Here is a 13,290-nt window from a genome sequence, read left to right on the forward strand (position 1 = left end):
GTAGAATGAAATCCTAGCCAGTGAGCTAGAATTTAAATTTTTAATCAAAGGAGTCATCATGGCACACCATGAAGAACAACACGGCGGACACCACCACCATCACCATCACACACACCACCACCACTACCATGGCGGTGAACACCACCATCACCACCACAGCTCTCATCATGAAGAAGGTTGTTGCAGCACTAGCGATAGTCATCATCAAGAAGAAGGTTGTTGCCACGGGCATCACGAGTAATATCGGTGTGGCTAGGGGCAACTTGACTAGGGTTGTCTCTGGCTTTGGCTTCAAAATATAATCATTCAAATCTAACCCATTCTAACCAAACCCATTGAATTCAATCAAACTAATGCTTTACAGCATTCAAAATATTAAAACCATTTTTCAATCAAAGAATATGCAAGTTGCCCTCCATTTTTAAAATCAATTTTTATTTTTAGCTTTTTATTCTATGCTAGGGTTTAAATCTGTATTCCAAAGAAACGCTAACAAATCCATAGAAATTATAACCTACATTCCAAAGATACAAGAAAACTAAAATAAAAGGAAGTTTAATGCCAACGCTCCATAAAACAAAGCCTTGCGCTTTATGGTTCCAACCCCCATGCGTCTTTAAAGGAAGCGTTTTTAAGCTTTAAATTCAAACTCCCCTCAATCCACTTAGCGTTAGCCCCCTTTTCATTATTATCAAATAAAAATACCCCTAAAAAGCCTCTAGGGGTTTTAATCAGGCTCAATTCCACGCTAGGAAGAATGATTTTGCTATCAGGTTTGACTTCAAAGGCTAGGAAAAAGGGGCGGTTGTTTTTGAAATCATAGCCATTTTTAGTGTATGAATAGCCAGGAGCGCTCTGCAAGATGCCTTTTTGAGTTTCCACGCTAAAAGAGTCCAAGTAATAAAACCCAGGCTCTAGCTTGAACGATTGGGGTTTGGCTAAAGCGTAGCGGTTTTTCCATAAAAGCATGAAGCGCTCACTCCCTAGCATGAATAAAGGCCCCCTAGGGTCTTTGATCTTTGCTTTAGGGTTTTTTTTAAGCGCTTCATTGTGTTTGGCGACGACTTCTCTATCCACTTTGCGCCAATAAGTGCGCACGCTTTGGCCTTGATGAGCGATATAAAGATTCACCAAACCAGAATGATGGTCTTTAGGGGGCAAGCAAGAGGCTAATAAAAGAGCGGCTAACAAACTCACAATTTGAAACTTCAAACAAATTCCTTAAAAAGAGTGATGGCTGAATGCTAACATGCTAAAACTAAAACCCTTATAAGTTATGGATAAAAACTTAAAGAATAGGGTAAAATAAACGCATGCGAATAGACAAATTTTTACAATCAGTGGGTTTAGTGAAGCGGCGCGTTTTAGCGACAGATATGTGCAATGTGGGGGCAGTGTGGCTCAATGGGAGTTGCGCTAAGGCTAGTAAAGAAGTGAAAGCGGGCGATGCGATTAGCTTGCACTATTTAAAAGGGATAGAAGAATACACGATTTTACAAATCCCCACTTTAAAAAATGTGCCACGAAAAGACACGCACCTTTATATCGCTCCTAAAACAAAAGGATCATAAGATAAAAGATCAATAAAAGACCAAGGATCAATCAGTGAAAGAATACAAAGACACCCTAAACTTAAACACAACCACCTTTTCTATGAAAGGGAATTTGAGCGTTAATGAGCCTAAGACTTACGCTAAATGGCAAGAGCAACAAGCGTTTAAACGCATGCAGAATAGGAAAGATAACCATGGGGATTTCACTTTGCATGACGGGCCGCCTTATGCGAACGGGCATTTGCATTTAGGGCATGTCTTAAATAAAATTTTAAAAGACATTGTCGTTAAAAGAGAATATTTTAAAGGGAAGAAAATCTATTACACGCCCGGTTGGGATTGCCATGGCTTGCCCATTGAGCAGCAAATTTTAGAGCAATTAGAAAAAGAAAAAACAAGCCTAGAAAACCCCACGCTGTTTAGAGAAAAGTGCCGAGATCATGCGAAAAAGTTTTTAGAAATCCAAAAGAATGAATTTTTGCAATTAGGCGTTTTGGGAGATTTTGACGATCCTTATAAAACCATGGATTTTAAATTTGAAGCGAGCATTTATAGGGCTTTAGTGGAAGTGGCTAAAAAAGGGCTTTTGAAAGAGCGCCATAAACCTATTTATTGGAGTTATGCGTGCGAGAGCGCTTTAGCGGAAGCTGAAGTGGAATACAAGATGAAAAAATCGCCCTCCATTTTCGTGGCGTTTGGTTTGAAAAAGGAGAGTTTAGAAAAATTAAAAGTCAAAAAAGCGAGCTTGGTGATTTGGACGACCACGCCTTGGACTTTGTATGCGAATGTGGCGATCGCTTTGAAAAAAGACGCTATCTATGCGCTCACAAAAAAAGGCTATTTAGTCGCTAAAGCCTTGCATGAAAAATTAGCCGCTTTAGGGGTGGTGGATAGTGAGATCACGCATGAATTCAATGCCAATGATTTAGAATACTTGAAAGTGCTCAATCCTTTAAACCAAAGAGATTCCCTAATCACTCTAGGAGAGCATGTCGGTTTAGAAGATGGCACAGGAGCCGTGCATACTGCGCCCGGGCATGGTGAAGAGGACTACTATTTGGGCTTAAGATATAATTTAGAAGTGTTAATGTCTGTAGATGAAAAGGGTTGCTATGATGAGAGCATTATCCATAACCAATTATTAGATGAAAGCTATCTGGGTGAGCATGTTTTTAAGGCTCAAAAACGCATTATAGAGCAATTGGGCGATTCTTTATTGCTAGAGCAAGAGATTGAGCATTCTTATCCGCATTGTTGGAGGACGCACAAGCCTGTGATTTACAGAGCGACCACGCAATGGTTTATTTTAATGGATGAGCCTTTTATCCAAAATGATGGCTCTCAAAAAACCTTAAGAGAAGTGGCTTTGAATGCGATTGAAAAGGTGGAATTTGTGCCAAGCAGCGGGAAAAACCGCCTAAAAACCATGATAGAAAACCGCCCTGATTGGTGCTTGAGCCGGCAAAGAAAATGGGGCGTGCCACTGGCCTTTTTCATAGACAAACGCACCAATAAGCCTTGTTTTGAAAGCGAAGTTTTAGAGCATACCGCTAAGCTCTTTGAAGAGAGAGGTTGCGATGTGTGGTGGGAATACAGCGTGAAAGATTTATTACCCCCTAGCTATCAAGAGAACGCCACGCATTATGAAAAAGTCATGCACATTTTAGACGTGTGGTTTGATAGTGGTAGCACCTTTAAGGCGGTTTTAGAAGACTATCAAGGAGAAAAAGGGCAAAGCCCTAGCGATGTGGTTTTAGAAGGGAGCGATCAGCATAGGGGGTGGTTTCAAAGCTCGCTTCTAATCGGTTGCATTCTAAACAACCAAGCCCCTTTTAAAAAGGTCATTACGCATGGCTTCATCGTAGATGAAAAGGGCGAGAAAATGAGCAAGTCTAAGGGCAATGTGGTGTCTTTGGACAAGCTGCTCAAAACGCATGGGAGCGATGTGGTGCGTTTGTGGGTAGCGTTTAATGACTACCAAAACGATTTGAGGGTTTCTCAAACCTTTTTCACTCAAACAGAACAGCATTATAAAAAATTCCGCAACACTTTGAAATTCTTACTCGCCAATTTTAGCGATATGGATCTTAAGAATTTAGAACGCTCCCATAACTTCAGCCCTTTAGATCATTTTATATTAGAGGCTTTAGAAGCCATAAGCGCTGGAGTCAATAGCGCGTTTGAAGAGCATGATTTTGTGAAAGGCTTGAATATTTTAATGGCGTTTGTTACCAATGAATTGAGCGGGATTTATTTAGACGCTTGTAAGGATAGCTTGTATTGCGATAGCAAAAATAATGAAAAACGCCAAGCCATTCAAATGGTCTTACTCGCTACAGCTAGTAAATTGTGCTACTTTTTAGCCCCGATTTTAACGCACACGATTGAAGAAGTTTTAGAGCATAGCCAAGCGCTTCGCATTTTTTTACAAGCCAAAGATGTGTTTGATTTAAAAGACATTAGCGTTTCAGAAAAACTCCACCTTAAAGAGTTTAAAAAACCAGAAAATTTTGAAGCCGTTTTAGCCTTGCGCTCTGCCTTTAATGAAGAGTTAGACCGATTGAAAAAAGAAGGCGTCATTAAAAATTCGTTGGAATGCGCTATTGAAGTGGGAGAAAAAGCGTTGTGTGAAAATTTAGTAGAAGAATTGCTGATGGTAAGCTTTGTAGGGATTGCAAAAGAAAAATTGAGCGAAACGCCAGCATTCACGCTCTTTAAAGCCCCCTTTTATAAATGCCCTAGGTGTTGGCGTTTTAAAAGCGAGCTAGAAAACGCCCCTTGCAAGCGTTGCGAACAGGTTTTAAAAGAGCGATGATAAAAGGATAGGGTTTTGGAAACCTTACAAACCCATAGAGTTTTACAAGCCCTAATTGGCCATTTCACCCCTTTTTTAGAAAGCGGAATCACAGAGCTGATAATCAATACCGAGCAGGAGCTTTGGCTTTATAAAATCAATAACACACGAGAAAAAAGAGGGCATGCGCTTTTTGATAAGGCGTTTTTGCTGAGATTTTGCGAGCAATTGGCTAGTTTTAGGGGGTTGTTTTTTGATGAAGAGCACCCCACTTTAAATTGCTCTATCCCTTTCACGCGCTATAGGGTGAGCGCGAATCATTTTAGCATCACCACAAACCATCAAATCACGCTCAATATCCGTGTGCCTAGGCTTAAGCCCTTAAGTTTAGAGGATTTTACTTTCAAAGCAAGCAATCCAAAGGGTTTGAAAGATTTAGCGCTTAAAGGGCATAACATTCTCATTAGCGGGGAGACTTCAAGCGGCAAAACAAGCTTATTGAACGCTCTTTTAGATTGCGTCAATAAAGATGAAAGGGTGGTGAGCGTTGAAGACAGCCAAGAATTGGATTTAAAAGCGTTTAGTAATTGCGTGGGGCTTTTAGTGGGCAAGCAAGAGAACACGCGCTTTAATTATGAAGACGCTCTCAATATGGCCATGCGCTTAAACCCGGACAGGCTCATTGTGGGCGAGATTGACACTAGGAATGCAGCGCTCTTTTTGCGTTTAGGAAACACCGGTCATAAGGGCATGCTCTCAACCATTCATGCTAATAGCGCTCAAAACACTTTGGAAGCCCTTTCGTTGAATTTAAGCATGCGTTATACGCATTCTTTGGATAAGGATTTAATGCGAGCGTATTTTAAAAGCGCGATTGATGTGATCGTGCATGTGAATAGAATCAACAATGAGCGCCAAATCGCTGAAGTCTTATGGACTAAAGAGCTTTAAATGCCCCTAAAATCCTTAAAAAACCGCTTGAATCAGCATTTTGAACTATCGCCTCGCTACGGGAGCGTGAAAAAAATCATGCCCAATATCGTTTATGCGGATGGCTTTAACCCGTCTGTGGGCGATGTGGTGAAGATTGAAAAAAGCGATGGCACTGAATGCGTGGGAATGGTGGTGGTGGCAGAAAAAGAGCAGTTTGGTTTCACGCCCTTTAACTTTATAGAGGGGGCTAGGGCTGGCGATAAGGTGCTGTTTTTAAAAGAGGGGTTGAATTTCCCTGTGGGCCGTAATCTTTTAGGGAGGGTGCTTAACCCTTTAGGGCAAGTCATTGACAATAAGGGGGCGCTAGATTATGAGCGGTTAGCGCCTGTGATTACAACGCCTATAGCCCCTTTAAAAAGAGGCTTGATTGATGAGGTTTTTAGCGTGGGAGTGAAGAGCATTGATGGGCTTTTGACTTGCGGTAAGGGGCAAAAACTGGGCATTTTTGCCGGCTCTGGGGTGGGTAAATCCACGCTAATGGGCATGATCACTAGGGGTTGCTTAGCGCCTATTAAAGTGATCGCTTTGATTGGGGAAAGGGGCAGAGAAATCCCTGAATTTATAGAGAAAAACTTAAAAGGGGATTTAAGCTCTTGCGTGTTAGTGGTCGCTACGAGCGATGATAGCCCTTTAATGCGCAAATACGGGGCCTTTTGTGCGATGAGCGTGGCGGAGTATTTTAAAAACCAGGGGCTAGATGTGTTGTTCATTATGGATTCAGTGACTCGTTTCGCTATGGCTCAAAGAGAAATCGGTTTAGCCTTAGGCGAACCTCCCACTTCCAAAGGCTATCCCCCATCCGCGCTTTCTTTATTACCTCAATTAATGGAGAGAGCGGGCAAGGAAGAAAATAAGGGGAGCATTACGGCTTTTTTTAGCGTGCTAGTAGAGGGCGATGATTTGAGCGATCCCATAGCCGATCAGGCCAGGAGTATTTTAGATGGGCATATTGTCTTAAGCAGGGAATTAACCGATTATGGGATCTACCCGCCTATTAATATTTTAAACTCCGCATCAAGGGTGGCTAAAGACATCATCAGCGAGTCTCAAAACCTTTATGCGAGAAAATTCCGCCGTTTGTATGCACTATTGAAAGAAAATGAAATGCTCATTCGCATCGGCTCTTATCAAATGGGGAATGATAAAGAGCTTGATGAAGCGATTAAGAAAAAGGCTTTAATGGAGCAATTTTTAGCGCAAGATGAAAACGCTTTACAGCCTTTTGAACAAAGCTTTCAGCAATTAGAAGAAATCTTAAGATAAAAGGAATATCATGGAATCACAGCTCATGAAACTCGCCATTGAAACTTATAAAATCACTTTGATGATTTCTTTACCGGTATTACTAGCGGGCTTAGTGGTGGGGCTATTAGTCAGCATTTTTCAAGCGACCACTCAAATCAATGAAATGACTTTGTCTTTTGTGCCTAAGATTTTAGCCGTGATTGGGGTGCTGATTTTAACCATGCCGTGGATGACGAACATGCTTTTAGACTACACCAAAATTTTAATCAAGCTCATTCCTAAAATCATAGGCTAGAAAATGCTAGAAACCATCATTGATTTTTCTCGTTACAGCAGCGTGAAAATCGGTGCGCCTTTAAAAGTGAGCGTTTTAGAAAACGATAATGAAATTTCTCAAGAACACCAGATTATAGGTTTAGCGAACAACCTTTTAGTCGCTCCTGGCGCGAAAAATCTCGCTTTATTGGGCAAGAATTACGATTACATTTGCGATAAGGGCGAATGTATTGAAATAGGGGGAGCGGCCAACTCGTCTAAAATTTTTAATTATTTTAGGGCGAATGATTTAGGGGGTTTGGAGTTTTTAGGGCAATTGCCTGGCACTTTAGGGGCGTTAGTTAAAATGAATGCTGGCATGAAAGAATTTGAAATAAAAAATGTTTTAGAAAGCGCTTGTGTTAATAACCAATGGCTAGGGAGTGAAGCGCTAGGGTTAGATTATCGCAGCAGCAAATTTAATGGCGTTGTCTTAAAGGCTAGGTTTAAAAAAACGCATGGCTTTAGAGAAGAAGTTTTAAAAGCGTGTAAAAGCATGCGCAAAAGCCACCCCAAATTGCCTAATTTTGGGAGCTGTTTCAAAAACCCACCTAACGATCATGCGGGCAGGCTTTTAGAGGGCGTGGGCTTAAGGGGTTATCGCTTAAAAAGAGTGGGCTTTGCTAAAGAGCATGCGAATTTTTTGGTGAATTTGGGGGGCGCGGAGTTTAAAGAAGCCCTAGATCTGATAGAACTCGCCAAAACCAGAGTGTTACAAGAATACGGCATTCATTTAGAAGAAGAAGTGAAGATTTTAAGGTAGGGTTGAAAGGCTTTATGTGGAATCAAGCTTATCCCTATTGATGAGAACAGAGCCTTATTATTATTTAGTCCTATCATGATCCAAACCCACAACGACAAGTAGTCCTTTTTCTTTGAGTGTCAAATTTAGGGCTAAAAAGGTTTTTACTCTCTATTTCATCTTTAGTGTGAATGCCCACCAAAGGCAAAAGAGAATGGATTAAATCATCGCTCATGAAAGGTTTGTTTAAAGCGTTTTTAATCAATTCCACTTTCTCGGGGTGTTTTTCTTTAAAAATATCGCTCACATAAATCATAAAAGGGATTTCTAATCCCGCTTTAGAACAGCTATGCCCATAAGTAGGGCCGCTTTCAAAAATATCTTGCGCATGATCGCTCAAATAAAACACAATAGCGTCTTTATCTTTAAAGAGGTTAAAAATCCCATTCAAAACAAAGTCGTTATAATAAAGCGAATTGACATAGTCAGCAACGATTTGTTTGTCTCTATCATTGCTCGCATGCAAATTAGAAAAAGACAAATCGCTTGGTTTGAATTTGGCAAAGCTTTGGGGGAAGCGTTCGCTGTAAGTCTTGTGTGAGCCACGCAAATGGAACACGATAAAATTCTTGCTTTTTAATTGGGATGGGATATTTTTGGAATAAAAAGTTAAAATATCTTCATCATAGCTTGTCCATTCTTTAGGAAGGAAGTAGCGGTTTCTATCGCGTTGAAGGAGGTAGCGGTTTTTAGAGCGACTAGAAACTAGATCTTGTATTAATGACCATTGATCAACGAATTGTTTTTCTAACCAAAAAGTTTCATAATGGGATCGCTTGAAAATATCTATCATGTTGTGGTAATGATACCAAGGTTTAGTCGTTTCAGCATCGCTATAATTGAGCAGGCTTTCAAAGACATCAGAAGTGCTACCTTCTTTGCTTATCGTGTCAGAAAACACGAACAGGTTGTTACTCTCTCTCTCTCTCGTTGGCGAGTTCGCTCAATAAGGGGTTATTAGGGGCGTTATAGCCATAGAGTTGCATGAAATTTCTGCTCGCGCTTTCGCCGATGACTAAGACGACATTTTTAACATCGCCCGTGCTAGAAAGATAATCGCTTGGTAAATAAAGGTTATTTAAAAAGCTATAAAATTTTATGGCTTGTTGGCGATCAAACAAGCTCAAATAGGCGGAATAAAACCCCCTAGTTAAGGAAAGGGAAAACAATGATCTTTTTAAAATCGCATCGTTCTTTGTAAGGTGTTTAATGTTACGAACGCTCCCTATTGTAAGGATAGAAAGCCCTAAAACGCCCGCTATCACACCAGGCACAAGCACTCTAAAGCGAATCATTTTAATAGTTACCAATAAGGCGATCAAAATCAAAGCGTAGTAAAGCAAATAATTTTTATAGCTTTTTATAAACGCCATCGTTTCAGAGCTGTTTGTGGCTAAAAGCGTGTCAGTCAAGCCTTTGGAAAAAGGCATTTTAAACATAAAGAGCGTAAAAATTTCTGCCACGCTAAAAATAATACCGCTTCCTATAAACAGCCATTCTAATGAATATTTCAAGCGTTTTTTAGGGATTAGCGCGCAACCATAATACACCACAAACCCGATTAAAAAAGCGCCTAAAAAGCCTTTAGAGAAAGAAAACAAATCGCTATTTTTGTAAGCGTTAGAAAGAGCGTTGCAAAGAAGGAACATTAAAAATTTTTCATCTAGAGTTACGCTGCTGGCAAAGAATTTTAAAAACTTCAATAATTTTTCCATGAATGCCATTTAAGAAAGTTTGAAAACTTTTTTCAAAATATTTTTTATCCTAAAATAAAAATAATCCCTAATCGTTTTTGATCGGATGTGGGTTTTAAAAGATTGCATTTGTTGGTCTTTAGCCATTTCAAGGCGTTCTTTAAAAAAATCGTTTTTAAAAGGGGTGCAAAAAAGGTTTGCAAGCCAAAAACTCGCTTCAGCTTCATAGCAAATCAAACGTCCGTTTAAAGAACTGACAGAACGCCACGGCTTGTATTTGATGAAATGGAGCATGACGATGTTTTTAGGGTAGTGCTGGTTGAAAAAATCAGAATAACAATTATAATAAATGGGCAATTCTAAAATGCGCTCCCAAAACACCATATTGACCAAACACTGCTCAGGGTAGAAAAGGTCTTTCCCCCTAATCTTTAGAAATTCCAAGGCGGTTTTTTCAAACCCGTCTTGACGCCACCGATCCAGATGCGCCACCAAAAAGCCCATGTTAAAGCCTTGATGGATGCGTTTTAATTCGTCTGGGCTAAAGCGTGAAAAATCCATTTTAAAATTCTTGCAAGCGCGCTCGCAAAAATGACAAAAGGCTTCAAAAGGAAGGTGGGAAAAAGTGTCTCTCACCATGCCAAGTGATTTAGTGGGGTCGTTATCTAGTGCAAAATAAGCGCTTGCAACATCGCCCAAAAACACCGTATCCACATCTATAGAAATGATTTTAGAATAATTAGGGAAGAGTGAAGCGAGCAAAAGCCGGCACAAAACAAGAAGCCCGCCATAACGCTTGGAACAAGACTCATTAAGGCAGCTTTCTATGGAATTGTCTAGCGAATTGATATTAATAAACTCTAATGAAGCGAATTTTTTAAAAGGCTCAAGGGTTTTTAAAAGCTTGTTTTGCTGCTCTAAAGTGACTCCTTTAATCAAACAATGGATTTTATACACGATGTTAGCGTCTAAAAGCTCGTTGTTTTGATTTAGGGGGCTAAAATCTATCATGCTTGTGTGCCTGCTCGCATGTGAAAGCAAGGAATAAAGGCTCACGCCAGCCCCTAGCGCGTAATTCTTATCAAAACTCATAAAAATAGGGATAATTTGATTTTGCAAAGTTTGCGTATCCATGAGATTATCCTTTAATAGCGCTTTTTGAGTGGTTTAAAATCGCATGCTTAACTTCTTTAACGCTTCCTGTGTAAAGGTTGTTGAATTGGGTTTTATTGAAAGTGTTTTGGCGCTTGGCTAATTGGATGGTGTTAGAAACAATCGCTTCTTCTAGCTCCTTTAAGGTGAGTTGTTTTTCTAAATAAAGAATGCTTTCTTTAACGCCTATGGCTTTAAAAGGCTGTGAATCTTTAGGGTATTGAGCATAAAGGGCTTTGATTTCTTCAATAAGACCTGAATGGAGCATGTTTTTGGTGCGCTGTTTGATGTTGTTTGCAAGCGCATTTTTTTCAATAGAAAGAGCGAATAATGAGATAGCATGCTCAAAGGGTTTTTTAGGGTTAGTTTTAAAATACTCGCTTGGGGGCGTGTGGGTGGAATAAAAGATTTCTAAAGCCTTATGGATGCGGTAAGTGTCGTTTGGATGGATTTTAAAAGCGCTTGTGGGGTCAATGGATTTTAAAAATGCGTAAGGGTTAGCCAAAGAGTTGATTTCTCGCTCTATTTTTACAACCTCTTCACCGCTAATTTTTGGCATGCTGCTCAAACCTTCTAAAATGGATTTTAAATAAAAACTGCTCCCCCCCACAATGAGTAATACCTCTTTAGAGGACACCCTCATAGCGTCCTCTAAAAGGGTTTTAAAAAGAGAAGCGTTATTTTTTTCATCAATGTTAAGGTAATCTAGGGCGTAATGCTTGATATTTTTTCGCTCTTTCAAGCTCGGTTTAGCCGAAGCGATATTGATGTCTTTATAAATACTCAAAGAATCCAAAGAAAAGATTTCAGCGTCCAATTCTTGGGCTAATTCAATGGAAAGAGCGCTTTTCCCGCTCCCGCTAGGCCCTAAAAGCGCGACGAGTTTCTTAGGCGTTTTGATGAACGCTCTCCCTCTTGTAGGCATTCAAAAACCCTTCTAAGTCAAATTTTTTACGGCATTCTTCGGTGAAAAGATGGATCATCAAATCCCCTAAATCCAAAATGATCCACTCTTCATTAGACTCATCTATTTGGTAAAAGACTTCGCCTAAAGGCTTAAGGGTGTTTTTAAGCGCGTCCAATAAAGAAAGGGCATGCTTATTCGCTAGCGTGGTGGCGATAATGACATCTTCTACCAAGTAGGGGGTTTTGGACAAATCAATATGCGTAATATCAAAAGCCTTTTTTTCATCTAATAAAGCCGTAATGGTTTCTATGCGTTTGTTCATGAGTTTCCTAAAAAATGGGTTAAAATAGCCTTATTATAACTTAAATCAAGGAAGATTAATGACCCCTGAATTAAAATCCTTAGGCGCTAAAACGCCCTATATTTTTGAATACAATAGCCAGTTATTAGAAGCTTTCCCCAACCCAAACCCCAATTTAGACCCCTTAATCACGCTAGAGTGTAAGGAATTTACGAGCCTTTGTCCGATCACTTCTCAGCCGGATTTTGGCGTGATTTATATCCGCTATATCCCTAAAGACAAGATGGTAGAAAGCAAGTCCCTAAAACTCTATTTATTCAGTTACAGAAACCATGGGAATTTTCATGAGAGCTGTATCAATACGATATTACTAGATTTAGCCCGATTGCTAGAGCCAAAGTATTTGGAAGTGTATGGGGATTTTGCCTCTAGGGGCGGGATTGCGATCAAGCCCTTTGTGAATTACGCGATCAAAGAATACCAGGAATTTAAAGAAAAACGCCTTTTGAATGCGAAATAACATGCAAAGATAGGGTTTTAAGCCCTTCCAAATTAAATAGACAAATTAGGGGGAGAAAAAGAAAAATAAGAGAGAAAAAAAGAGCCACCCCATAAGGGTGGGGGGGTTATTCTACCTCCTCTATTGCCTCCGATAATCCATAATAATCGAGATTATCAGCTAATAACCCAGCGGTAAGACCCGCACAGCTTAAGCCGTATTTATTGATACCGCCATCGCATAAGAGTTGTGCCACAAACAACGCCTCATTTTTGTTTTTAGGTAAGACTTGTGCCCAAAAACCACTCGGCGAGAAATCGTTAAAATCGTTTTGAAACTCCTCACGCCCCTCCGCATAAGCCTTAATTACATTACAATACAAAGTAAGCGCAACCCTATCCAAATTATCAAAAGTATCCACCTCGCACTCATCCTCGTTGCGAGCCTCAATCATTTTAAACCACTCCGCATCGCTATGCTTATTTAAGTCTTTAGCGTGAGCAAGGGCAATAATAATGATAGCGGTAATTTGATTTCCCTTACCCTCATAAAACATCGGAGATAATAACACGCCGAGCCTACTTTTTCTCTCCTCTAAAGTATAGCTCTCAATCATAATCTCCGAGCTAGACATACCCTCTCTATTAAATCCAAAAGCGAGTTTATATTTGTCCTCTTTCTCTTTAGGAGTAGTAGTCCTTTGCTTAATAGTCGGACCGCTCGTTACGATTTTAAGACCCTCTAAAATGTCTTTCTTGCCGCTTTCGGCGTGATTTTTCGCAATTTCATTCAACGGCACTTGATTAAACCATTTTAAGAATTTTTCGCTATTGAAAGCGTAAGAAACTTCATTGCCTTTTTCACTCCTTAGGGTTACACGATTAAACCCAATACCAATGACTTTAGCCTCCACCACTTTGCCGTTGATCGTGGCTTTGACCAACGCGCCTACTTTTAACTGATTTTCGTTTTGAAAACCCATAAAATACTCCTTGATAAAAATTTTAAAATCCGCTTGCAATCAGTTATTCAATG

The 13,290-nt window shown here is 40.0% G+C and carries 14 protein-coding genes and 1 pseudogene; 8 read left to right on the forward strand and 7 right to left on the reverse strand.

The features are described 5' to 3' along the window. Positions 1 to 58: 58 nt before the first annotated feature. Positions 59 to 178: pseudogene (locus P6280_RS07710) on the forward strand (hypothetical protein); the annotation flags it as partial. A 413-nt stretch (positions 179 to 591) separates the two neighbouring features. On the opposite strand, the gene P6280_RS01815 reads toward P6280_RS07710, so the two are convergent. Further along, entirely contained in the window at positions 592 to 1,212 is a 621-nt protein-coding gene (locus tag P6280_RS01815) for a hypothetical protein (RefSeq protein WP_283236824.1), read from the reverse strand. Between the two features lie 101 nt (positions 1,213 to 1,313). On the opposite strand from P6280_RS01815, the gene P6280_RS01820 reads away from it, so the two are divergent. The 6 genes from P6280_RS01820 to P6280_RS01845 are packed head-to-tail and all read left to right on the forward strand — an operon-like array spanning position 1,314 to position 7,663. Next, positions 1,314 to 1,571 (forward strand): RNA-binding S4 domain-containing protein, encoded by a 258-nt coding sequence (locus tag P6280_RS01820; protein WP_001217153.1) that lies wholly within the window; start codon positions 1,314 to 1,316, stop codon positions 1,569 to 1,571. Between the two features lie 34 nt (positions 1,572 to 1,605). Continuing rightward, a complete protein-coding gene (gene ileS, locus P6280_RS01825) occupies positions 1,606 to 4,368 on the forward strand; it encodes an isoleucine--tRNA ligase (RefSeq protein WP_283236825.1) in 2,763 nt (920 codons plus the stop codon). Between the two features lie 15 nt (positions 4,369 to 4,383). Then, entirely contained in the window at positions 4,384 to 5,298 is a 915-nt protein-coding gene (locus P6280_RS01830; protein WP_154424034.1) for a CpaF/VirB11 family protein, read from the forward strand. Next, positions 5,299 to 6,603, forward strand: a complete 1,305-nt coding sequence (gene fliI, locus P6280_RS01835) for a flagellar protein export ATPase FliI (RefSeq protein WP_001128784.1) — start codon at positions 5,299 to 5,301, stop codon at positions 6,601 to 6,603. Positions 6,604 to 6,613: 10 nt separating this feature from the next. After that, positions 6,614 to 6,880, forward strand: coding sequence for a flagellar biosynthesis protein FliQ (gene fliQ, locus P6280_RS01840; RefSeq protein ID WP_283236826.1), 267 nt, complete (start codon positions 6,614 to 6,616; stop codon positions 6,878 to 6,880). 3 nt (positions 6,881 to 6,883) lie between these two features. Continuing rightward, a complete protein-coding gene (locus tag P6280_RS01845) occupies positions 6,884 to 7,663 on the forward strand; it encodes a UDP-N-acetylmuramate dehydrogenase (protein ID WP_283236827.1) in 780 nt (259 codons plus the stop codon). A gap of 73 nt (positions 7,664 to 7,736) precedes the next feature. Here P6280_RS01845 and P6280_RS01850 read toward each other — a convergent pair whose 3' ends face one another. From P6280_RS01850 to rsfS, 5 genes are read right to left on the reverse strand one after another with little or no spacing between them, the layout of a single operon-like run. Then, on the reverse strand, positions 7,737 to 8,603 hold the full coding sequence (locus P6280_RS01850) for a phosphoethanolamine transferase (RefSeq protein WP_283236828.1): 867 nt from the start codon (positions 8,601 to 8,603) through the stop codon (positions 7,737 to 7,739). A 10-nt stretch (positions 8,604 to 8,613) separates the two neighbouring features. Next, a complete protein-coding gene (locus P6280_RS01855; protein ID WP_283236829.1) occupies positions 8,614 to 9,417 on the reverse strand; it encodes a sulfatase-like hydrolase/transferase in 804 nt (267 codons plus the stop codon). Between the two features lie 9 nt (positions 9,418 to 9,426). Continuing rightward, the gene (locus P6280_RS01860; RefSeq protein WP_283236830.1) at positions 9,427 to 10,530 is read right to left on the reverse strand and encodes a glycosyltransferase family 8 protein; all 1,104 of its coding nucleotides are present in this window, start codon (positions 10,528 to 10,530) and stop codon (positions 9,427 to 9,429) included. Positions 10,531 to 10,534: 4 nt separating this feature from the next. Further along, complete coding sequence (gene miaA, locus P6280_RS01865) at positions 10,535 to 11,473, reverse strand: tRNA (adenosine(37)-N6)-dimethylallyltransferase MiaA (protein WP_283236831.1); 939 nt, start codon at positions 11,471 to 11,473, stop codon at positions 10,535 to 10,537. Next, positions 11,436 to 11,777, reverse strand: coding sequence for a ribosome silencing factor (gene rsfS, locus P6280_RS01870; RefSeq protein ID WP_001042226.1), 342 nt, complete (start codon positions 11,775 to 11,777; stop codon positions 11,436 to 11,438). The genes miaA and rsfS overlap by 38 nt, the downstream gene beginning before the upstream one ends. A 58-nt stretch (positions 11,778 to 11,835) precedes the next feature. Between rsfS and queF the strand changes: the two genes are divergently transcribed. Continuing rightward, positions 11,836 to 12,276 (forward strand): preQ(1) synthase, encoded by a 441-nt coding sequence (gene queF, locus P6280_RS01875; protein WP_283236832.1) that lies wholly within the window; start codon positions 11,836 to 11,838, stop codon positions 12,274 to 12,276. Between the two features lie 106 nt (positions 12,277 to 12,382). Here queF and P6280_RS01880 read toward each other — a convergent pair whose 3' ends face one another. After that, a complete protein-coding gene (locus P6280_RS01880; protein ID WP_283236833.1) occupies positions 12,383 to 13,237 on the reverse strand; it encodes a hypothetical protein in 855 nt (284 codons plus the stop codon). Positions 13,238 to 13,290 lie beyond the last annotated feature (53 nt).

The organism is Helicobacter sp. 219-2 (assembly GCF_030053225.1).
In the GTDB taxonomy this organism is placed as follows: domain Bacteria; phylum Campylobacterota; class Campylobacteria; order Campylobacterales; family Helicobacteraceae; genus Helicobacter; species Helicobacter pylori_C.